24 protein-coding genes, 1 rRNA gene and 2 other annotated features are annotated in these 22,207 nt (G+C 42.3%); all 25 genes read right to left on the bottom strand.

Translation table 11 applies throughout. From position 1 onward, the window contains the following. Window positions 1–77: 77 nt before the first annotated feature. Window positions 78–686, bottom strand: coding sequence for a class I SAM-dependent methyltransferase (locus FZC88_RS22775; protein ID WP_148996569.1), 609 nt, complete (start codon window positions 684–686; stop codon window positions 78–80). A gap of 156 nt (window positions 687–842) precedes the next feature. Further along, entirely contained in the window at window positions 843–1,202 is a 360-nt protein-coding gene (gene rplL / locus FZC88_RS22770) for a 50S ribosomal protein L7/L12 (protein WP_148971233.1), read from the bottom strand. 57 nt (window positions 1,203–1,259) lie between these two features. Continuing rightward, window positions 1,260–1,760, bottom strand: a complete 501-nt coding sequence (rplJ, locus tag FZC88_RS22765; protein ID WP_148971232.1) for a 50S ribosomal protein L10 — start codon at window positions 1,758–1,760, stop codon at window positions 1,260–1,262. A gap of 42 nt (window positions 1,761–1,802) precedes the next feature. After that, window positions 1,803–1,947: a sequence feature (ribosomal protein L10 leader region), on the bottom strand. A gap of 51 nt (window positions 1,948–1,998) precedes the next feature. Further along, complete coding sequence (gene rplA, locus FZC88_RS22760) at window positions 1,999–2,745, bottom strand: 50S ribosomal protein L1 (protein WP_282139298.1); 747 nt, start codon at window positions 2,743–2,745, stop codon at window positions 1,999–2,001. A gap of 74 nt (window positions 2,746–2,819) precedes the next feature. Then, window positions 2,820–3,245, bottom strand: a complete 426-nt coding sequence (gene rplK / locus FZC88_RS22755; RefSeq protein WP_032085258.1) for a 50S ribosomal protein L11 — start codon at window positions 3,243–3,245, stop codon at window positions 2,820–2,822. Between the two features lie 175 nt (window positions 3,246–3,420). After that, a complete protein-coding gene (nusG, locus tag FZC88_RS22750) occupies window positions 3,421–3,954 on the bottom strand; it encodes a transcription termination/antitermination protein NusG (protein ID WP_148996556.1) in 534 nt (177 codons plus the stop codon). A 169-nt stretch (window positions 3,955–4,123) separates the two neighbouring features. After that, window positions 4,124–4,303: a preprotein translocase subunit SecE gene (gene secE / locus FZC88_RS22745; protein ID WP_044340513.1), complete on the bottom strand. Its 180-nt coding sequence runs from the start codon at window positions 4,301–4,303 to the stop codon at window positions 4,124–4,126. A gap of 48 nt (window positions 4,304–4,351) precedes the next feature. Then, window positions 4,352–4,498 carry a 50S ribosomal protein L33 gene (gene rpmG / locus FZC88_RS22740; RefSeq protein WP_079534455.1) on the bottom strand — a complete coding sequence of 49 codons (147 nt, stop codon included), beginning with the start codon at window positions 4,496–4,498 and terminating at the stop codon, window positions 4,352–4,354. Between the two features lie 72 nt (window positions 4,499–4,570). Next, entirely contained in the window at window positions 4,571–5,215 is a 645-nt protein-coding gene (sigH, locus tag FZC88_RS22735) for an RNA polymerase sporulation sigma factor SigH (RefSeq protein WP_374056919.1), read from the bottom strand. Window positions 5,216–5,292: 77 nt separating this feature from the next. Further along, window positions 5,293–5,802, bottom strand: coding sequence for an NYN domain-containing protein (locus FZC88_RS22730; protein WP_148971230.1), 510 nt, complete (start codon window positions 5,800–5,802; stop codon window positions 5,293–5,295). Between the two features lie 6 nt (window positions 5,803–5,808). Continuing rightward, window positions 5,809–6,552 (bottom strand): 23S rRNA (guanosine(2251)-2'-O)-methyltransferase RlmB, encoded by a 744-nt coding sequence (rlmB, locus tag FZC88_RS22725; protein WP_148996555.1) that lies wholly within the window; start codon window positions 6,550–6,552, stop codon window positions 5,809–5,811. Continuing rightward, the gene (locus tag FZC88_RS22720; RefSeq protein ID WP_148996554.1) at window positions 6,549–6,974 is read right to left on the bottom strand and encodes a Mini-ribonuclease 3; all 426 of its coding nucleotides are present in this window, start codon (window positions 6,972–6,974) and stop codon (window positions 6,549–6,551) included. The genes rlmB and FZC88_RS22720 overlap by 4 nt, the downstream gene beginning before the upstream one ends. Next, window positions 6,974–8,374, bottom strand: coding sequence for a cysteine--tRNA ligase (gene cysS / locus FZC88_RS22715; RefSeq protein ID WP_148996553.1), 1,401 nt, complete (start codon window positions 8,372–8,374; stop codon window positions 6,974–6,976). Before cysS ends, FZC88_RS22720 begins: the two co-directional genes overlap by 1 nt. Continuing rightward, entirely contained in the window at window positions 8,371–9,021 is a 651-nt protein-coding gene (cysE, locus tag FZC88_RS22710) for a serine O-acetyltransferase (protein ID WP_148971226.1), read from the bottom strand. Before cysE ends, cysS begins: the two co-directional genes overlap by 4 nt. A 338-nt stretch (window positions 9,022–9,359) precedes the next feature. Next, window positions 9,360–9,580 (bottom strand) — a binding site (T-box leader). Window positions 9,581–9,623: 43 nt separating this feature from the next. Next, a complete protein-coding gene (gene gltX / locus FZC88_RS22705; protein ID WP_148996552.1) occupies window positions 9,624–11,081 on the bottom strand; it encodes a glutamate--tRNA ligase in 1,458 nt (485 codons plus the stop codon). Window positions 11,082–11,167: 86 nt separating this feature from the next. After that, window positions 11,168–11,644 (bottom strand): 2-C-methyl-D-erythritol 2,4-cyclodiphosphate synthase, encoded by a 477-nt coding sequence (ispF, locus tag FZC88_RS22700; RefSeq protein ID WP_148996551.1) that lies wholly within the window; start codon window positions 11,642–11,644, stop codon window positions 11,168–11,170. Continuing rightward, complete coding sequence (gene ispD / locus FZC88_RS22695; protein WP_148996550.1) at window positions 11,637–12,341, bottom strand: 2-C-methyl-D-erythritol 4-phosphate cytidylyltransferase; 705 nt, start codon at window positions 12,339–12,341, stop codon at window positions 11,637–11,639. The genes ispF and ispD overlap by 8 nt, the downstream gene beginning before the upstream one ends. A 75-nt stretch (window positions 12,342–12,416) precedes the next feature. Beyond that, window positions 12,417–13,508: a PIN/TRAM domain-containing protein gene (locus FZC88_RS22690; protein ID WP_148971222.1), complete on the bottom strand. Its 1,092-nt coding sequence runs from the start codon at window positions 13,506–13,508 to the stop codon at window positions 12,417–12,419. A gap of 214 nt (window positions 13,509–13,722) precedes the next feature. Beyond that, entirely contained in the window at window positions 13,723–14,796 is a 1,074-nt protein-coding gene (gene disA / locus FZC88_RS22685) for a DNA integrity scanning diadenylate cyclase DisA (RefSeq protein ID WP_113970866.1), read from the bottom strand. Window positions 14,797–14,799: 3 nt separating this feature from the next. Continuing rightward, on the bottom strand, window positions 14,800–16,176 hold the full coding sequence (gene radA, locus FZC88_RS22680) for a DNA repair protein RadA (RefSeq protein WP_148971221.1): 1,377 nt from the start codon (window positions 16,174–16,176) through the stop codon (window positions 14,800–14,802). A 585-nt stretch (window positions 16,177–16,761) separates the two neighbouring features. Beyond that, a complete protein-coding gene (clpC, locus tag FZC88_RS22675; RefSeq protein WP_148996549.1) occupies window positions 16,762–19,209 on the bottom strand; it encodes an ATP-dependent protease ATP-binding subunit ClpC in 2,448 nt (815 codons plus the stop codon). 1 nt (window position 19,210) lies between these two features. Further along, the gene (locus FZC88_RS22670; RefSeq protein ID WP_148971219.1) at window positions 19,211–20,293 is read right to left on the bottom strand and encodes a protein arginine kinase; all 1,083 of its coding nucleotides are present in this window, start codon (window positions 20,291–20,293) and stop codon (window positions 19,211–19,213) included. Beyond that, window positions 20,290–20,838, bottom strand: coding sequence for a UvrB/UvrC motif-containing protein (locus tag FZC88_RS22665; protein ID WP_148996548.1), 549 nt, complete (start codon window positions 20,836–20,838; stop codon window positions 20,290–20,292). The genes FZC88_RS22670 and FZC88_RS22665 overlap by 4 nt, the downstream gene beginning before the upstream one ends. A 19-nt stretch (window positions 20,839–20,857) precedes the next feature. Next, window positions 20,858–21,319 (bottom strand): CtsR family transcriptional regulator, encoded by a 462-nt coding sequence (locus FZC88_RS22660; protein ID WP_148996547.1) that lies wholly within the window; start codon window positions 21,317–21,319, stop codon window positions 20,858–20,860. Window positions 21,320–21,928: 609 nt separating this feature from the next. Beyond that, window positions 21,929–22,045: ribosomal RNA gene (gene rrf, locus FZC88_RS22655) — 5S ribosomal RNA — on the bottom strand. Between the last annotated feature and the right edge of the window lie 162 nt (window positions 22,046–22,207).

Genomic DNA, 22,207 nt, shown 5'->3' with positions numbered 1-22,207 from the left:
ATATGTATACATATGGACATAATACCGGAAAATAATATTTTTGCATTTTATAATGTTATCATAGCAGTAAAGCTACGTCAACGGATTTCTTTTACCGATTTCAAGATGTAGTATCCCTTTTTTCTAGCGACAATTTCTACATTTGAAAACAATTCTTCCATTTTATCCATGGCAGACGGAGCACCTTGTTTCTTCTGAATAACGACCCACAATTCACCATTTTCCTTCAGATAGTCATAACTACTTTCAAGAATCGAATGAACCGTTTCTTTCCCTGCTCTTATCGGCGGGTTCGTTAATACGGCCGCAAATTCCGTTTCAACGACATTCGTATATCGGTCACTTTGATAGATGCTCACGTTTTGAACTTTATTCCCTCTAGCATTTTCTTTCGCTAAAGACAACGCTCTCTCATTTACATCAATCATATGAACGATACGATCATCATTTTCTTTCGCTAAAGACAAACCGATTGGACCATACCCACAACCGACATCCAGTAACGGACCCGTTACGCCAGGCAATTCAAACGTTTCAATCAAAGCTCTTGAACCAAAGTCAACTTCCTTCTTCGAGAAAACACCTTGATCCGTTTTGAAACGGAATGCATGCCCTCTCAACTCGAAGGTAATCGTTTGGGGGTTACTCTCTACATCAGGGTTATGAGAATAATAGTGATTGGTCATTATATCATCTCCATCCATTCTTACAAATCGTCTAGTAATCATCATTCCCAACAGAACTGAAGATAACCGACGATAAACATCCATGTTTATATTCCGTTAGAAGCCAGACAAGAAAAAAGCCCGCCAAATATAGCGAGCTTTTCATCTATACAATCATTACTTAACTTCTACGCCAGCTCCAACTTCTTCAAGTTTAGCTTTAAGTTCTTCAGCTTCCTCTTTAGAAATACCCTCTTTAAGAGCTTTTGGAGTGTTATCAACAACTTCTTTCGCTTCTTTAAGGCCAAGACCTGTGATTTCACGAACAACTTTGATAACTTTGATTTTTTGAGATCCAGCGCTCTCAAGGATTACGTCGAATTCAGTTTTTTCTGCAGCAGCTTCTCCGCCACCAGCAGCTACAGCTACAGGTGCAGCAGCAGTTACTCCGAATTCTTCTTCGATTGCTTTAACTAGATCATTTAATTCAAGAACTGACATTTCTTTAATCGCGTCAATGATTTGCTCTTTACTCATTTTAAATTTCCTCCTTGTAATGTGTGCTTAATTTTTATTTAAACGACTTGCTTTAACTTACGCGCCTTGCTCTTCTTTTTGATCTGCAACGGCTTTTGTTGCCAATGCGAAGTTGCGCATTGGTGCTTGAAGCACGCTGAGTAGCATAGAAAGAAGTCCTTCGCGGCTTGGAAGTTCAGCGATTGCTTTAACATCCTCAACTGAAGTGATTGTTCCTTCGATGACACCCGCTTTGATTTCAAGCGCTTCGTGTTCTTTAGCAAAGCTGTTAAGAATCTTTGCAGGTGCAACTACTTCTTCACTGCTGAACGCGATTGCGTTAGGACCAGTTAGGAATTCGTTTAACCCTTCAAGACCAGCTTCTTCAGCCGCACGACGTACCATAGTGTTTTTGTACACTTTGAAGTCGATGCCAGCTTCACGGAGTTGTTTACGAAGCTCAGTTACTTCGGAAACATCAAGACCGCGGTAATCTACAACGATTGTAGATACGCTGTTTTTTAGCTTGTCAGAGATTTCTCCAACGATATGTTTCTTTTGTTCTAGAATGCTGCTCATCATTACACCTCCTGTAGATTGACTGATGAACATTTATACCGTCATCCAATAAAAAATGCCCTTATATCAAGGTAGACATAAGGGCATTGCAAACACGCTATAAGCGGTTATTTTATCGCAATTACCTCGGCAGGGCATTAAGCTCTTAACGAGCACCTACTGTCTACGGTACAAATGTATTCGTTTTTTAACAACAGAACTAATTATAATCACTAGTCCCTAGTAAGTCAATACCAAATTATGCCTTAACTGCGAAAGATGAAGGATCGACTTTAACGCCAGGTCCCATAGTGGAAGTTACAGAAACGTTTTTCATGTAAGTTCCTTTTGCAGCAGCAGGTTTAACTTTAAGCATTGTTTCATACATTGTAGCAAAGTTTTCAACAAGCTTGTCGTTGTCGAATGAAATCTTTCCAACAGGAACATGAACGTTACCTGATTTGTCAGCACGGTACTCAACTTTACCTGCTTTGATTTCATTAACAGCTTTCGTTACGTCGAATGTAACTGTTCCAGTTTTAGGGTTTGGCATTAAACCTTTAGGTCCTAATACACGACCAAGTTTACCAACTTCACCCATCATGTCCGGAGTTGCTACGATTACGTCGAACTCGAACCAACCTTGGTTGATTTTGTTGATAAGTTCTGCATCACCTACGAAATCAGCGCCAGCAGCTTCTGCTTCTTTTGCTTTATCGCCTTTAGCGAATACAAGAACCTTTTGAGTTTTACCAGTTCCGTGTGGAAGTACAACTGCTCCGCGGATTTGCTGGTCGTTTTTACGAGTATCTACACCTAAGCGGAACGCTACTTCAATCGTTGCGTCAAACTTAGCGAAGTTTGTTTTCTTAACTAGTTCGATTGCTTCTTCAACTGAGTAAGCTGTAGTACGATCTACAAGCTTTTGAGCTTCAAGAAACTTTTTACCTTTTTTTGCCATTTTATATTTCCTCCTATATGTGGTTTTAGCGGAATAACCTCCCACGAAATAAGGTTGCGAGTGAAACGTACATTTCATCATCGCAACCTCGTTCAACAGGACCTTTGACGAAGCAGGGATTAGTCTTCGATGACGATACCCATGCTGCGCGCAGTTCCTTCTACCATGCGCATAGCTGATTCAACACTAGCTGCATTTAAGTCAGGCATTTTTGTTTCAGCAATTTCACGTACTTTGTCGCGTTTAAGTGTTGCCACTTTCTTGCTGTTTGGTTCGCCTGAACCAGACTCGATACCAGCTGCTTTCTTAAGTAAAACTGCAGCGGGTGGAGTTTTTGTGATGAATGTAAATGAACGGTCTTCAAATACCGTAATTTCAACAGGAATGATTAAGCCAGCTTGATCTGCTGTACGAGCATTGAATTCCTTACAGAATCCCATGATGTTAACACCTGCTTGACCTAGTGCAGGACCAACTGGTGGAGCTGGATTAGCTTTACCGGCAGGAATCTGCAATTTAACCATTTTGATAACTTTTTTAGCCACGAGACACACCTCCTTAAGTCCGTGATGTGGTTATTGGGTTTTTCACCCTCCCACTCATGTAAAAAATGTCTTTATCAACATAAAGAACGTCTATTAGTTTCAGTATCTCTTTGTGGAGACGCACTGACTTATGAAATAGTACCATTTTTTCAGAATGATTTCAAGTTCTTTTCCATTATAATTTATCAATTTGGGAGAAATCCAGTTCTACCGGGGTATCTCTGCCAAACATATTAACATGGACTTTCACTTTTGCTTTCGCATTATCGATCTCTTCGATTGAACCAGTGAAGTTCGCAAACGGACCTTCGTTTACTTTTACTGTTTCTCCTAATTCGAAGTCGATCTCTACCTTTCTCTCTGTCATGCCCATTTGCTTCAGAAGATTCGTTACTTCTTCGGGCAGTAACGGAGTAGGCTTTGATCCGGATCCAGATGAACCGACAAATCCGGTAACTCCAGGTGTATTACGTACAACATACCAGGAATCATCCGTCATGACGATTTCAACAATCACGTAACCAGGGAATACTTTCTTCTTAACGACTTTCTTCTTACCGTTCTTAAAATCTGTTTCTTCTTCTTCAGGTACGATCACGCGGAAGATTTTGTCTTGCATCCCCATCGTTTCAACACGTTTCTCAAGGTTTGCTTTAACCTTATTCTCGTATCCTGAATAAGTATGAACTACATACCAATTCTTCTCCATTTAATAGGACTAAACGTCCGTCCCTCCTCGCTATTTAAGAATACTCTTTCGCCTTTTTCTCCAAATGAAAAAACCCGTAAAAAGATAACGGGCTCTAAGGTCATGTACTCTATTAACATTCATTATACCATGCTTTTACGGTATATATACAACTAATTCTATGTTTCTCTTACTTAGAACCAATGATCAATCGCATAAGTTCTGAGATGCCCAGGTCAATGACAGCAAAGAAAAGGGCAACAAATACCACTGTTGTAATAACGGTAATCGTATAGCGTGTTAACTCTTTACGTTTAGGCCAGCTGACCTTTCTCATTTCTGATGCAACATTGCGAAAGAATTTAAACATCCGTTTGTAACCTCCAACTAATATCAATACGCAAGACTTGGTGCTCCACTATTTTGTTTCTTTGTGTAGGGTGTGAGCATTACATGTATTACAGAATTTCTTTAATTCTAATCGAACTGCTTGATTACGATTACCCGGTACACTATAGTTCCTGGAACCACACACCGTACAAGCAAGTATTAATTTAGTAGTCATATATTCCACCTATACTATCCATAGTAAGTCCTATCAAAAATAACACGACCACCAATTTGTGTCAATATGACTTTACATCGTTATTTCGCGAACTTCCAAGTATCGTTCGAGCTTTCTCTTCACTCGCTGCAAGGCATTGTCAATGGATTTTACATGGCGGTTCAGCTCTTCAGAAATCTCCTGATAGGATTGCCCGTCTAAATAAAGAGCCAGGACTTTCCTCTCAAGATCACTTAATAACTGAGCCATCTTGTCTTCCATATTATCGAATTCCTCACGATTGATAATCAGCGCTTCCGGATCCATTACTTTCGCACCTGAAATAACATCTAAGAGCGTTCGGTCTGACTCGTCATCATAAATGGGCTTATCCAATGAAACATACGAATTCAAAGGTATATGCTTCTGTCTCGTGGCTGTCTTAATGGCTGTAATGATTTGTCTTGTGATACAAAGCTCTGCGAACGCTTTAAAAGAGGTCAGCTTGTCCTCCTTATAATCACGTATCGCTTTGTATAATCCGATCATACCCTCCTGGACGATATCTTCCTTATCTGCTCCAATTAAGAAATACGAGCGGGCTTTCGCTCTAACAAAATTACGATATTTCCTGATTAAAAAATCTAACGCTTCGCTGTGACCCTGATGGACGGCTTCTATTATCTCTTCATCATCCATGCCTTCTAATCGATTATCAAATGCTTCTGTCCTGGTGATATTGCTCACACACATCCCCCCGCGCAAAACAATAGATAGAAATATTATACATTACAGAAAATTCAATCGTCAACCTCTCATTGTTCCCCGCGGCGCCATTTTTCGAAAATTTCAGCAACTTCATCTGATAATTGGATCTTGGAAGCCGGCCTTTTATCACTTGAATTCCGTACTTTTCTTTCAATTTTTTTTTCGATGACTTTTACTTCCGTCAGAAGCTCCCTTGCTGATTTACGGAGGGCTCCCTGGCCAAAGATCGCCCATTGCTCCGTGAAATCAGAAGTCGCTACATGAATTTGAGTTTTAATATTACTTAACTCAATGGCTAATTTTTCAATTCGTTCGTCCGCTGTTTCATTTTCTTTCGTGAAAATGACTTCTACCTTATAATTTCTATATTTACGGGCAATTCCCTGAACGTAATAAGCATCAAAAACGACAATGACCCGGTAGCCGGTATATCCTTGATATTCTGCCATTAGTTCTACAAGGCGATCTCTCGCTGCGGCCAAATCCTTATGTTTCAACTCATTCAGCTCTGACCAGGCACCGATTATGTTATAGCCGTCCACAAGGAGAATATCCATGTCTCTCTATTCTCCCAACGGGTGGCGTTTACGATAGACCTCATACATTAAAATACTAGCTGCCACCGAAGCGTTTAATGATGTTACATGACCGACCATTGGCAACTGAACAAGGAAATCACATTTATCTCTAAGTATTCGGCTCATCCCTTTACCTTCACTACCGATAATTAAGCCGATAGGCAGCGTACCATCCAATTGGCGAAAATCCTGCTTTCCTTTCGCATCCGTTCCTGCCACCCATACACCACGTTCTTTCAATTCATCAACCGCTCTGGAAAGGTTGGTTACACGTGCAACCGGAATGTGCTCAATGGCACCCGTTGATGCTTTCGCTACCGTTGACGTCAGCCCCACTGCTCTCCTCTTCGGGATGATGATTCCATGGGCACCAGCAGCATCCGCTGTTCTCATGATCGAACCCAGGTTATGAGGATCCTCTAATTCATCCAGGATCAGTATGAATGGATCTTCACCTTTTTGTTCGGCCCTATGAAACAAATCATCGATTTCCGCATACTGATAAGCAGCTACAGAGGCCACGACCCCTTGATGATTTTCCGCTACCATTTGTTCTATCTTCTTCTTCGGGACGTATTGAACCATCACATTCGATTCCTTGGCAAGTCCAACAATTTGCTGGATGGAGCCTTTCTGAGAACCTTCTGCAATCCAAATCTTATTAATATCCCTTCCTGACTTCAATGCTTCCAAAACCGGATTTCTTCCTCCGATAAAATCTTTACTCATTTCTTCTCCTCCTTTCCTGCCTGGGCTTGTTCAAATATAATCTTCAACAGTTCCTCTAATCGCTCTGTACGATTAAGTAAAAACAAATATCCAATAAGCGCCTCAAAAGCAGTGCTGTGTTTATACGTTTGTACATCCGTGTTTTTTGGAGTTGTCCCGGATTTCGCATTCCGGCCGCGCTTGACAATCGAAATCTCTTCTTCCGTTAAGACGTCCTGATCGAACAATGTTCTGAGAATAGCCGCTTGAGCTTTAGCTGACACATACTTAGTCGCTGCTCTGTGCAGCTGATTCGGTTTGATCTTTCCTTTTGTTAAGAGGAGCTGCCGTACATACGTTTCATATACAGCATCCCCCATATAAGCAAGTGCAAGTGCATTGATTTGTTTCGCATCGATTTGTTCATTTATCTCGTGAAGCATTAAGACCCTCTTTTCCAGCGAATGCCTTGAGGAGTATCTTCCAGGATGATATTCATCTCTTTTAATGTGTCACGAATTTCATCTGCTAATTGGAAGTTCCGATCTTTACGTGCCTGAACGCGTTTCTCGATCAGTTCTTCCACTTCCTCGTCCAACAGTTCTGCTTCCTGAAGGCTTAGCCCCAGGACAGAGAAGAAGTCTTCGAATTGGCTTAAGAACGTATCAATTACTTCTGTAGCCGTATTCTTCTCCATCAAATAATAATTGGCTTGCCTGGATAATTCGAATAATACGGAAATTCCGTTGGCTGTGTTAAAATCATCATCCATTTCAGAGATGAACTGCGCTTTTAACTCAGCGATTTTGTCCAGCCATTCCCGGTTGTTATCCGTTAAGTCTGTACTCGATTCCTTACGGTGCTTCAAGTTCTCATAAGCAGTCTTAATTCTATCTAAAGCGGACTCTGCATTTTGAAGAAGCTCTAAATTGTAGTTGATAGGATGACGGTAATGAACAGATAGCATAAAGAAACGAAGGACTTGTGGATCCTGTTCTTTAATGATGTCATGAACCAATACAAAATTCCCAAGTGATTTAGACATTTTCTCATTATCAATATTAATATATCCATTGTGCATCCAGTACTTAGCGAATGGCTTACCTGTAAGTGCTTCTGATTGTGCGATTTCATTCTCATGATGAGGGAAGGTTAAATCCTGGCCCCCGGCGTGAATATCGATGGTATCCCCCAAGTAGCGCTTTGCCATGGCAGAGCACTCAATATGCCAGCCGGGACGGCCTTCACCCCAAGGACTTTCCCAAGAAATTTCCCCTTCTTTCGCTGCTTTCCATAATACGAAATCAAGAGCATCTTCTTTTTTATCCCCTACATCTATGCGGGCGCCTGCTTTAAGCTCATCGATCGGCTGATGAGAAAGCTTACCGTAGCCATCAAACTTTCTTGTACGATAATAAACGTCGCCTTGTGATTCGTAAGCAAACCCTTTTTCAACAAGAGCAGAGATGAAATCAATGATGGCATCAATATTGTCTGTTACAGTCGGATGAACATCCGCTTTCTTGCACCCAAGTGCTCCGGTATCTTCAAAGTACGCCTGGATAAAGCGCTGGGCAACCGTCGGAACATCCATTCCCAGCTCCTTTGCCGCCCGAATCAATTTATCATCCACATCTGTAAAATTAGACACAAAGTGAACATCAAAGCCTCTGTAATCCAAATAGCGTCTTACCGTATCGAAGACAATGGCCGGGCGTGCATTTCCTATATGAATATAGTTATAAACCGTCGGCCCGCACACATACATTTTGACTTTACCCTCTTCCAGGGGTTTGAATTCCTCTTTTTTTCTTGTCAGTGTGTTATATAAACGAATCGTCAATATGATCGACTCCTTCCTTCGTATTCCCTTAATAATGATTTTACCTCGTTCAATTCCATTTCCAGTTGCTTCATACGATCATTCATCGGATCCGGGAGGTCACAGTGATTCAGATCCTTCTGTATCTTGACGCCATCCTGAATGACGACCTTCCCCGGAATACCGACGACGGTTGAGTTGGGAGGAACATCTTTCAGCACGACCGATCCAGCCCCTACTTTAGAATTTTCCCCAACTACAATCGATCCTAATACTTTCGCTCCCGTGGCGATAAGGGCATTATCCTGAATCGTAGGGTGCCGCTTCCCTTTTTCTTTGCCTGTTCCACCAAGGGTCACCCCTTGAAAGAGCGTAACATTATCTCCGATTTCACACGTTTCACCAATCACGACTCCCATACCATGATCAATGAAGAATCGGCGGCCGATCTTTGCCCCTGGGTGAATCTCAACCCCGGTGAAAAAGCGGCTTACCTGTGAAATAACGCGAGCGATAAAAAAGAATTTCCTTTTGAAAAAAGCATGGGCTATGCGGTGGGCCCATATGGCATGAAGACCCGAATACGTAAGGATGACCTCGAGATAATTCCTCGCAGCCGGATCCTGATCAAACACTACTTCTATATCTTCCCTAAATGACTTAAACATTCGGATCCCCTCTCTCAAAAAAATTGGACAATCAGAAAAGCGTAAGGGCTTCGCCCAGAGGCGACAAGCATAAGGCGAGCCCACCGGAAAGGCGATCTTTGCCTTTTTGATGGGCTTGACTTATGACCTCGAGCCTCTAGCCGCTGGAGCTGGATAAAATAAAAGCGCAGGCGGCTTGGTCAGGCCCGACAAGCATAAGATGAATGGGCCGGGATGGCGTTTTTTGCCTTCCTGGACCATTTAGCTTATGACCTCGAGGGCCTAGCTGCCGGAGCTAGATAAAATAAAAGCGCAGGCGGCTTGGTCAGACAATAAAAAAACGCCTCTGTCAATAATCTGACAGAGACGCTTAGGTAGCGCGGTTCCACTCTGATTGAGAAGAAAATATCCTTCTCCAACTCGAATCCTGTTAACGGTAGGAAACCGCCTTTACCTACTATATTTCAGTAACGGGCTCAGAGGTGCATTTCAGAATCGGAGGGGCTTAAACCACTTTCAGCCGGTGATGGTTCTCTCTACTAAGCATCCTTTTCTTACTTCTCCTCATCAACGCGATATCATTTATTGTGATACTCTTACTATATTACATAACATCCAAAATGTTAACCTAAAAGACTTTGCAGACGGTGTTTAACGGTATTTTTCCCTAAAAGCTCAATCGCATTCGGTAATTCAGGACCATGCGTCTGACCTGTTACCGCTACACGGATCGGCATAAACAGCTTCTTCCCTTTATGACCAGTCGACTTTTGCACCGCTTTGATCGACGATTTAATTTCTGCTGCTTCATAATTTTCAAGAGCTTCAATCTCATTCAAGAAAGCCTGAAGTACTTCAGGGACCTGCTCCTCTTCCAACACCGCTTTGGCATCCTCGTCATATTCAAGATCTGTCTTGAAGAACATTTCAGACAGTTCCACGATTTCAGCACCGAAGCTCATTTGCTCCTGGTATAAAGAAATGACGCGACTTGCCCATTCACGCTGCTCGTCAGACATTTTCTCATCCAGTTTACCCGCACTGATTAAATGAGGAAGGGATAGCTCCACAACTTGACTTAAGTCAAGATTCTTCAGGTACTGATTGTTCATCCATGTAAGCTTTTGATTATCAAACAGAGCAGAAGAAGTCGATAGACGCTCAGGGTCAAAGATTTCAATAAACTCTTCTTTAGAAAATAGCTCTTCTTCTCCTTTTGGAGACCAGCCCAGTAACGCAATGAAGTTGAATAAAGCTTCAGGTAAATAACCTAACGCTTCGTATTGCTCGATGAACTGAATGATACTTTCATCACGCTTACTAAGCTTTTTACGGCTTTCATTAACGATTAATGTCATATGTCCATAAACAGGTGCTTCCCATCCAAAAGCTTCAAAAATCATCAATTGCTTTGGTGTATTGGAAATATGATCTTCCCCGCGTAGAACGTGTGAAATCTTCATCAAGTAATCATCTACCGCAACGGCAAAGTTATACGTTGGTGTACCGTCTTTTTTCGCAATGACAAAGTCACCGATGCCATCTGATTCAAATGACACATCTTCTTTCACGATATCATTGAAAGTATATACTTTCCCTGCAGGCACACGGAAACGAATGCTCGGTTGACGCCCTTCTGCAGCTAATCTCTCTTGATCTTCTTGTGTCAAGTTGCGGCATTTACCGGAATAGCGGGGCATTTGACCGGATGCTGATTGAGCTTCACGTTCCGCTTCCAGCTCTTCTTCCGTACAGTAGCATTTATACGCTTGACCGCTTTCTAACAGCTCACTTAAATACTGCTCATAAATATGATTACGCTCTGATTGGCGATAGGGGCCATAGTCACCAGGCATATCTACGCTTTCGTCCCAATCAATTCCAAGCCACTGAAGATATTTAAGCTGACTTTCTTCTCCGCCTTCAATATTACGTTTCTTATCCGTGTCTTCAATACGGATGATGAACTTTCCACCTACACTGCGAGCGTATAAGTAATTAAATAAAGCGGTTCTTGCATTCCCAATATGTAAATGACCCGTTGGACTTGGAGCATAACGGACGCGTACTTCTTTTGTCATTTGGTTTCCTCCTCTATGATTCCTGCATTAAAGTCTATGACCTATTTTAACACCGTTATGAAAGGGAATAAAGCAGATTTCTCCCCTTACTTCTTTTTGATCAACACGGTTGTCTGCGCTGCGATCCCTTCGCCTCTCCCGGTAAAACCAAGCTGCTCAGAGGTTGTGGCTTTTACATTCACTTGCGTAATATCCGCTTCCAATAACGTTGCAATGCTTTGTCTCATTGCATCAATATAAGGAGCCATCTTCGGTTTCTGCGCAATGATCGTGCAATCGATATTCCCTAATGCATACCCTCTCTCTTTCACAAGAGACCATACATGCTCTAGAAGCTTAGCTGAATCTGCATCCTTGAACTCAGGGTCTGTGTCTGGAAAATGCTTGCCGATATCCCCTGCTGCAACAGCCCCCAAACACGCATCCGCTACAGCATGTAATAGTACATCTGCGTCTGAATGACCTAATAATCCTTTTTCATATGGTATCGTTATGCCCCCCATAATAAGAGGTCTTTCTTCTACTAATTGATGAACATCAAATCCTTGTCCGATCCTAAACATGGTTGTCTCCTCCACTCATTTCCTCTTGCTTCTTCAAAATGGCCTCAGCAAAATATAAGTCCTCAGGTGTTGTCAGTTTAATATTGTCATAATCACTTTCTACGACAGCAACCTCAACATCCATTCGTTCCACTAGAGAAGCATCGTCTGTTCCAAGAAAACCATCTTGCTCCGCTTCCCCGTGCGCTCTTTTCAACAATGAAACACGAAAAGCTTGTGGAGTTTGAACCATCCACAAGCTTGAGCGTTCAATCGTTTCCTCGACTTCCCCATCCAGTACTTTTTTAATCGTATCTTTAACAGGAACAGCAGCAATGGCGGCTCCTGCAAAATGAGTTTTCTCTACTAATTGGTGAATCGTGGATTCTTTAATAAATGGTCTTGCCCCGTCGTGTACAAGAACAATTTCATGATCAACCTCAAGCAATGCATTGTATACACTATGCTGTCGTTCCTCACCGCCATCTACAAGCTTAACGACCTTTGTGATACCAAAACGGTGTAATAAACCTTTGAACTCATCTCGCTCCGATGGATGAATCGCTAAATAGATTCCCTGACAAAGGGAGTCATGCTCAAAGACCCGAAGTGTATGAATAATGACTGGACAGCTATTCAGCTCGAGGAGCAGTTTGTTCTTGCCCGCTTTCATTCGTTTCCCTTGCCCTGCAGCAGGAATGACAACTTCATATTCCATACGATAACTCCTTTAACTCTCTAGTAATACTATTTATTATACCTTACTGAATCAATAGAGTCAGGGCATGATTACTTATAAAGCTTTTTCTAACTGTTTGGGCTTGGCAAAGATCATCCGGCCCGCAGAGGTTTGAAGAACAGATGTTACCAGTACATCGATGTACTTGCCGATATAATTGCGTCCTTCTTCTACAACGATCATCGTACCATCATCGAGATACGCGATCCCTTGGTTATGTTCTTTCCCATCTTTGATTACCTGAACCTTCAATTCTTCTCCAGGCAATACAACCGGCTTAACGGCGTTAGCTAAATCATTGATATTCAATACTTGTACACCTTGAAGATCACACACTTTATTCAAGTTGAAATCATTCGTTACAACGATCCCATTCGTAAGCTTAGCTAATTTCACCAGCTTCGAATCAACTTCCTGAATTTCCTCGAAGTCACCTTCATAAATCTGAACCTCAACAGGAAGCTCCTTTTGAATACGATTCAGGATATCAAGCCCTCGTCGTCCACGGTTTCGTTTCAACACGTCTGAAGAATCCGCAATATGCTGAAGCTCTTCCAGCACGAACTGTGGGATCACGACAATTCCTTCTAAGAATCCAGTTTGACAGATATCTGCGATACGACCATCGATAATCACACTCGTATCCAGTATCTTCAGGGTTTTCACACCCGCTTCATCAGAATCTTCGTCAGTCCCTTTTTTCTTGCCTCTATTTGTAGTACCAAACAGACTGACCAGTTCATCCCTTTTCTTAAAGCCAACTTGAAATCCTAAATATCCAAGAATCAACGTTAATAGAATCGGAACCACTGTGTTGACAATCGGGATCTCCATTTGATTGAAAGGAATCCCAAACAGATACGCAACAAAAAGACCGATAATAAGTCCTAAACTGCCAAATAACAGATCCGTTACTGGAGCTTTTACTAAACTATCTTCAAACCACTTGACGAAATTGACGACATACTCGACTGCCCAAAACGTAAGAATATAAAAAATAATGGCACCAAATATAGCAGTCATATAAGGGTTATTAATTAAAGGAATGTCTGATAAATTTATGACGGTAAATAATTCGGGAAGCAGAAATATCCCCAGTGTTCCCCCGACGATAAGGAAGCACGCTTGAACGATTTTTTTTAACATTCCCTCACCTCCTCCTATTCATTATAAACAATTTGCTATTTTTGAAACGTCATAGCCCTTGAAAATTTTAAATTTAATACTATGGAAACCATTTTGATATACTTATCCCATTTTACTAGCTTCCTTAAGTGAAGGCTAACATGTCTCATAATGACTGTCAATTTTTTGAAAATGCTTCAATTATCCCATATATGGCAAATACAGGACCACATACCTATAACTGTCGATCGGCAAACGTTTGTTCTTTGATCAGTTTTAATCCCTCTTTGATTTTCCGTGCCCTGACCTCTCCTATTCCTTCCACTTCATCCAAATCATCCACTGAAGCACTCACTACATGAGGGAGGGTTTCGAACCTGGTAATAAGGTTTTCGATGATTACAATCGGTAAACGCGGGATCTTATTCAACACGCGATATCCTCTTGGATAGATGGCATCATCGTGATGAACATACCCATGATAGCCTAATAATTTTAATAGGACATTATCCTCTAATACTTCTGAATGGACAAGCTCCTGAAATTTATAGAGTAGTTCGAACGGCTTTATATTTCTTTCCTGGGAATAATCCCTTATAATGAGCATCGCCTCATCTTCAATATCTGCCAATAGCTCATTCATCTGAAGGCGTATCAATCTACCTTCGACACCCAGCTCGCTTAAATAGGTCAATAACTCGTTCTTAATTCTTAATACCATTTCGAATCTGTGAAGAACCTGCAGTAGGTCGCTTTGTGTCACAAGCTCCTCAAACTCCAGCACCGATAAATTAGAAATGCTCTGATCCAGAACCACCTTATACTTCTCCAATGTTTGAATCGCCTGGTTGGCCTTCGTCAAGATGACAGAGATGTCCTTTAATGCATATCGAAAGTTACCTTGATACAGGGTGATGACGTTCCTCCGTTGAGAGATGGCGATGACAAGGGCATTGGTTTGTCTTGCAACCCGTTCAGCCGTACGGTGCCTCATTCCAGTTTCAGTTGAAGGAACGTACACATCGGGAGCCAACTGGGCATTGGCCAAAATAATCTTCGTACCCGCTTCATTCAGGATGATGGCCCCATCCATCTTGGCCAGCTCATATAGATAGCTAGGAGAAAAAGCGCAATTGATATGAAATCCGCCGTCCAGTACAGATTTCACCTTATCATTGTAGCCAACAACAATGAGCCCTCCTGTATTGGCTCTCAGCACATTATCAATACCATCCCTGATCGGGGCACCAGGAGCAACGAATTGTAAAATATCCGACATGGACTTCTCTCTTGCCTTCTTATCTTCCATTTCCTATCCTCCTAAAATAATAGCCAGCGCTTCATTTATATTTGATACTCCTGTGACTTCTATATCAGTAGGCGGATGCCACCCACTTAAGTTATTTTGGGGAATAATCACACGTTTAAAACCTAATTTAGCCGCTTCCTGGACACGTTGCTCAATCCTCGAAACCCTTCTTATTTCACCTGTCAAACCAACTTCTCCAATGATACAATCGTGGGCCCTTGACGCTTTATCACGAAAGCTCGACGCAATACTCGCTGCAACGGCCAAATCAATCGCCGGTTCATCCAGTTTCACTCCACCTGCCACTTTCAGATAGGCATCCTGCTGCTGCAATAGCATTCCTGCCCGCTTCTCCAATACGGCCATGATGAGTGAAACCCGGCTATGATCAATCCCCGTCGCCATTCGTCGTGGGTTGTTGAAGCTTGTTGGAGTGACAAGAGCTTGTATCTCCACTAGAACAGGTCTTGTACCCTCCATGGAAGCAACGACCGTTGAGCCTGCCGCGCCTTGGGAGCGCTCCTCCAGGAATATCTCAGAAGGATTTGCGACTTCCTCCAGACCAAGCTCTTTCATTTCAAAAATCCCCATCTCATTCGTCGATCCAAAGCGGTTCTTCACGGCTCTTAAAATACGATACGAATGATGACGTTCCCCTTCAAAATACAGCACGGTATCAACCATATGCTCCAATAAACGAGGCCCTGCAATCGATCCTTCTTTTGTAACATGCCCTACGATAAAGATGGCGATGCCTTTTGTTTTCCCTATTCTCATTAATTCCGCTGTACATTCCCTTACCTGAGAAACACTGCCTGGAGCAGAGGTCACTTCAGGGTGAAAAATCGTTTGAATCGAATCGATGATGACAAAATCAGGTGAGATCTGTTCAATCGTCTGATGAATCAATTCAAGATTTGTTTCTGCAAATATATATAGATCATCGGATTTCACATGTAATCGATCTGCCCGAAGTTTTGTTTGCTTGATGGATTCTTCACCGGATATATATAAAACCTTCTGCTTTTGATCAGCCAGCTGGGCAGAAACCTGTAGCAATAAAGTAGATTTACCAATGCCCGGATCTCCACCGATCAATACGAGGGATCCCGGAACGACTCCCCCACCCAACACCCGATTCAGCTCTTTCGACTCGGTCAATACTCTTGGTTCTTGCTTTGTTTCGATTGAGATAAGCTTCTCTGCTTTAGTTGGCCCGCTATTTTCAGAATGCATAAACGACCCACGAGGCTTCTTCCCGGTCATCTCAACCTCTTCCACCATCGTGTTCCACTCGTTACATCCCGGACATTTCCCCATCCATTTAGCAGACTCATATCCACATGATGAACATACAAACTTTGTCTTTTTCTTTGCCAATCTATTCTTCTCCTCTTTTACTCTATTTGTACTCTAATCATTCCATGAAAATACCCTTTTGGAATGATTGTATCGGTTTTATGTAATGGTTACAAGAAAAGCGGAGCCGGCTTGTTTAGAGGCGACAAGCATAAGACGAATCAACCGGAAAGGCGCTCTTTGCCTTTTTGGCGAGATTGACTTATGACCTCGAGGGACTAGCCGGCAGAGCTAGACAATAAGAAAAGCGGAGCCGGCTTGCTCAGAGGCGACAAGCATAAGACGAATCAACCGGAAAGGCGCTCTTTGCCTTTTTGGTTGATTTGACTTATGACCTCGAGCCTCTAGCCGGCGGAGCTAGACAACAAGAAAAGCGGAGCCGGCTTGCTTAGGCCCGACAAGCATAAGGCGAGCTCGCTGAAAAGGCGGTCTTTGCCTTTTTGGCGAGATTGACTTATGACCTCGAGGGACTAGCCGGCGGAGCTAGACAATAAGAAAAGCGGAGCCGGCTTGCTTAGAGGCGACAAGAATCCCTCGTAAAGCCATATTATGATAAAAGAGGTACACGAAAAACATATACGTGTACCTCCTTTTCTAGCGATTGTATTAAGTAGGAGTATTTGCTGCTGCTTCTTCTTTTACCTTCACAACAAACTCACTATCTTCTACATCGATCAATATATTCTGTCCTGTCAGCACCTTGCCTCTTAACAGCTCTTCTGACAGTTTATCCTCTACATGCTTCTGAATGGCACGACGCAGTGGACGCGCACCGTATTCAGGATCGAATCCTTCATCTGCTATTTTTTCTTTAGCAGCAGCTGAAAGCTCTAAATGAATATCCTGCTCTTTCAAGCGAGTTGTCAATTGGTTGGACATCAAGGTCACAATCTCTTTTAAGTGATCTTTTTCAAGGGAATGGAACACAATGATTTCATCGATACGGTTAAGGAACTCTGGTCGGAAAGCTCGTTTCAGCTCCTCCATTACCTTGCCTTTCATATCCTTATAATCCTGTTTTCCATCTTGAATATTGAACCCCACATATTTATTGCTCTTAAGGGACTGGGCACCAACGTTAGATGTCATAATTAACACTGTGTTTCTAAAGTCTACCGTTCTTCCTTTAGAATCCGTCAAACGCCCGTCTTCCAACACTTGCAGAAGGATGTTAAATACATCAGGGTGTGCTTTTTCAATTTCATCCAATAGAACGACGGAATATGGTTTGCGGCGAACTTTCTCCGTTAACTGGCCACCTTCTTCATATCCTACATACCCTGGAGGAGAACCTACTAAACGGGAAGTCGAATGTTTCTCCATGTACTCCGACATATCAATACGGATCATGGCATCCTCGTCACCGAACATGGATTCCGCCAGCGCACGGGCAAGTTCTGTTTTCCCTACACCAGTCGGACCTAAGAAGATGAAGGAACCGATTGGGCGCTTCGGATCTTTCAGGCCGGCTCTTGCTCGACGGACGGCTTTTGATACTGCTACGACTGCTTCGGATTGACCGATGACTCTGGAATGTAGGATCTCTTCCAGCTTTAGTAATCGATCCGTCTCAGTCTGAGCAAGCTTCGATACCGGTACTCCCGTCCAGTTCGATACAACTTTCGCAATATCTTCAACGGTCACTTCTGTATTTTCCTGGCCTTGCTTTTCTTTCCATGTGTTCTTCGTTTCTTCCAGCTCTTCACGAAGTTTCTGCTCTGAATCTCTTAGAGAAGCTGCCTTTTCAAACTCTTGGCTTTGAACCGCTGCATCCTTCTCTTTGCGGATTTCTTCCAGCTTGGCTTCAAGCTCTTTCAAGTTTGGCGGCGTTGTATAAGAACGTAAGCGCACTTTAGAGCCAGCTTCATCAATTAAATCGATCGCCTTATCCGGTAAGAAGCGGTCTGAGATATAGCGATCAGAAAATTTCACTGCCGCATCAATCGCTTCATCTGTAATCGACACGCGGTGATGGGCTTCATAACGATCACGTAAACCTTTAAGAATCTGAATGGACTCTTCTGCCGTTGGTTCATTGACTTGGATTGGTTGGAAACGGCGCTCTAACGCAGCATCCTTTTCAATATATTTTCGGTACTCATCTAATGTCGTTGCACCGATACACTGTAATTCACCGCGAGCAAGAGATGGTTTTAAGATGTTTGAGGCATCAATGGCACCTTCAGCCCCACCTGCTCCAATTAATGTATGAAGTTCATCGATAAACAGGATGATGTTACCTGCTTGACGGATTTCATCCATTACTTTCTTTAATCGATCCTCGAACTCACCACGATATTTCGTACCGGCTACCACTGTACCCATATCCAGTGTCATCACTCGTTTGTCCCGGAGAATTTCAGGAACTTCATTGGCAATGATCTGCTGGGCAAGACCCTCTGCAATCGCGGTCTTACCTACACCAGGCTCACCAATCAGAACCGGGTTATTCTTCGTACGTCGACTTAGCACTTCAATGACACGCTGAATTTCTTTGCTTCGTCCGATCACCGGATCTAAGCTGCCTTCACGGGCAATCGCCGTCAAGTCACGGGCTAAGCCATCAAGGGTAGGCGTATTGGCATTTGCATTGCCCCCGCCCTGGTGGTTACTTGAATCATTGCTGCCAAGTAACTGCAATACCTGCTGTCTTGCTTTATTTAAGCTGACTCCAAGATTACCAAGCACACGAGCGGCTACTCCTTCACCTTCACGAATCAACCCTAGTAAAATATGTTCCGTTCCTACATATGAGTGACCCAGTTTACGAGCCTCATCCATAGAAAGCTCAATCACTTTCTTCGCTCGGGGTGTATAATGGATCGTTTGAGATTTCTCGGTACCTTTTCCGATTAATCCTTCCACTTCTTTCTGAATCTTTTCAGGGCTCAGTCCCAACGCCGTAAGTGCTTTAGCGGCAATCCCTTCACCTTCGCGGACAAGTCCCAATAAAATATGTTCAGTACCAATATTACTGTGCGCCAGACGAATAGCTTCTTCTTGAGCTAATGCCAATACCTTTTGTGCTCTTTCTGTAAATCGACCAAACATCATATTATTTTTCCTCCTCACATGTATCCTTATCTAACTTAATTCGCTCCCGAATCAAAGAAGACCTTCTTATATCTCTTTCATTTGGTCTCAATGGACCTCCAGAATATTGTTGTAAAAATCCAGGTTGGGTTAAAATCATTAGTTCATTCAATATATTCTTAGATATAACTTTGATGTATCCTAAATCAATTCCAAGTCTGACATCCGATAAACACTTCGCTGCTTCCTTGGACTCAATAATTCTACTATGCTCCAACACGCCAAGTGAACGAAAGATCCTATCTTCTAATTGTATGTTAGACGTTTTAACTAATGCGTCCCGCGCCGAGTGTTCTTTATCAATGATCTGCTTCACGACGCTCAATAAATCTTCCACGATATCTTCTTCAGATTTACCAAGTGTCGTTTGATTCGAAATCTGAAAAATGTTCCCTAACGCTTCGCTGCCTTCTCCATAAATCCCTCTAACCACCAGACCTAATTGGTTAATGGCAGGAATGATCCGATTTAATTGCTGGGTCAGAACCAGACCAGGCAAGTGCATCATCACGGAAGCTCGAAGCCCGGTCCCCACATTAGTGGGGCAAGTCGTTAAATATCCATGTTTCTCATCAAAAGCAAAATCAAATTCACTCTCAAACCAATCATCGATCTGATTCGCTCTCTGTAAAGCTTCCTTCAATTGCAATCCTGGATATAAACACTGTATTCGAATGTGGTCCTCTTCGTTTACCATTATGCTAATATCTTCTTCATTGGATAGAAGGACAGCTCCATGATTCGTGTCCTCCGCTAAGTTAGGACTAATAAGGTGTTTCTCCATCAATACCCTCTTTTGGAGAGGCTGAATCTCACTTGTAGGTAAAAATTCTAATTCTCCTAAATTCTTTGGGTATAAAGAGAGCTTATCCTTGACGCGATCCACGATCTCTTTAGCTTCTTCAGAAGAATATAAAGTAGAAAAACGAAAGTCCGTCATGTTTCTTGCGAGCCGGACCCGCGAACTAAGGACAATATCTGAATTCGGTCCTTCTTCATTCATCCAGGAGCTAACAGCATTTTGTAAAAACTTCTCCAGACTCATCCTTTATCTCCCCCCTCTTTATGAACATCTTTCTCCAGGGAGCGAATTTCGTCTCGTATCTCTGCTGCTTTTTCGAACTCTTCATCTGCAATCATCGTTTGCAGATCCGATTTCAACTGCTGAATCTTCTTCTTGATGTGAATGGCTCCACCCATGCGTTCCGGAACCTTCCCGTGGTGCTCAACATTCCCACTATGAACGCGCTTTAAAAGAGGAGTAAGTTCATCTTTAAACGTTTCATAACAATGGGCACAGCCGAAGCGTCCTACATTAATGAATTGCTGAAAAGTCATTTTACACTTTTCACACTGTAAAACCTCTGTCTTAGGAATTTCCGTTTCTTTTGCCTGCTTAAATGCAGGGGCTATATTAAGAAGACCTGCCAATAGATTGTTCACAGAGAACCCTGAAGAAGAATCAAACATAAACATTTCACCCTTATCCTGAGCGCATTGTTCACATAAATGAACCTCTGTCTTTTCCCCATTTATCACCTTGGTAAAATGAAGGGTTGCAGGTCTTTCATTACACTCTTGACAAACCATCCTACTCACCTCTCAAAACTTACTCATATTTCAATGTATCCAACATGGCCCTGAGCATTCTTCCCCTCAATACATCCCGTTCAGGTAAATCTACCATGATCACCGAACGGTCCATTACGCTCAGCATAATCTTCGCTTCCCTCTCAGAAATAATATCCTCTTCCACTAATCGAAACACAATATCAGCCGCCGAATTCTGACTGATGGTTTGTGTTATTAAAGCTACTAGCTGGTCAATAAGATGAACTTGATCGTGGGCCTTAACCTTCATGATTCGGATGTAACCCCCGCCACCTCGTTTACTTTCTACTACATACCCTCGTTCTATCGTGAACCGGGTATTGATCACATAATTAATTTGAGAAGGAACACATTGAAACTTATCAGCAATCTCGCTTCTTTTAATCTCGACTATCTCACTTTCGCTCAGTTCTAAAACATTCTTTAAATAACGTTCAATGATGTCGGATATGTTCCTCATCAAACCTCCTCCTCATTTTGACTTTGACTATATTTGACTATAATTATACAACCGTGTTTTAAACTTTGCAATTATGAAGTATGACCTTAGAAGTTTTCCTGTTTTAGGAAGGTTTTAAACGTGGGAATGTGAGATTGTTGGATAGAAATAAGGAATTGGGGCATTGGGAGTGCGGTGTTTTGTTTAGGAAGTGCTGTGGTATGGGATGGGAGTTGATTATAGGGATGGAGGAAGAGTAGAAATTAATTAATTAGGATTAAGATGGATTCTTTCAGAAAGGTTGTGGCTAATTGGGGGATTAGATAAGGAAAGTGCTTTATTTTGTATCAAAGCTGGGAGTTTTCAATGGTGAACTAAATGTTAATAGTCGAGGATTCGTGGTAATTGCGTGGTTTTTTATTTTTATGCGTCATTTCCGGCTATTTTTGAGTCGTTTTTTTCGTTTTATGCGTCATTTTCCAATTATCAACTAGCCTCTCGTAGGATTACCAACTAATTAAATTATCTTTTCCAAAGCTTAGATGTATAGAGGATTGATGTTCAATCCACAATCACATAAATTCAAACCACAAAAAAAAGCAGCCCTAAGAGCTACTCTTTCTCACATTTGCCTGGCGACGTCCTACTCTCACAGGGGGAGATCCCCCAACTACCATCGGCGCTGAAGAGCTTAACTTCCGTGTTCGGCATGGGAACGGGTGTGACCTCTTCGCCATTGTCACCAGACGAATATTCAATTGAAGGGTTGTTCCTTCAAAACTAGATAAAGAATTGATGTCAAGAAAGCCGAATACCGACCAATTGTTGTTCATTTTAAAAATGACTCTTTGTGGTTAAGTCCTCGATCGATTAGTATCAGTCAACTCCACATGTCGCCATGCTTCCATC

Origin of the sequence: Rossellomorea aquimaris, from assembly GCF_008180865.1 — a bacterium.
Taxonomy (GTDB): domain Bacteria; phylum Bacillota; class Bacilli; order Bacillales; family Bacillaceae_B; genus Rossellomorea; species Rossellomorea yichunensis.
Note: the sequence above shows the minus strand (reverse complement) of the source record. Positions and strands in the feature narration are given on the sequence as shown.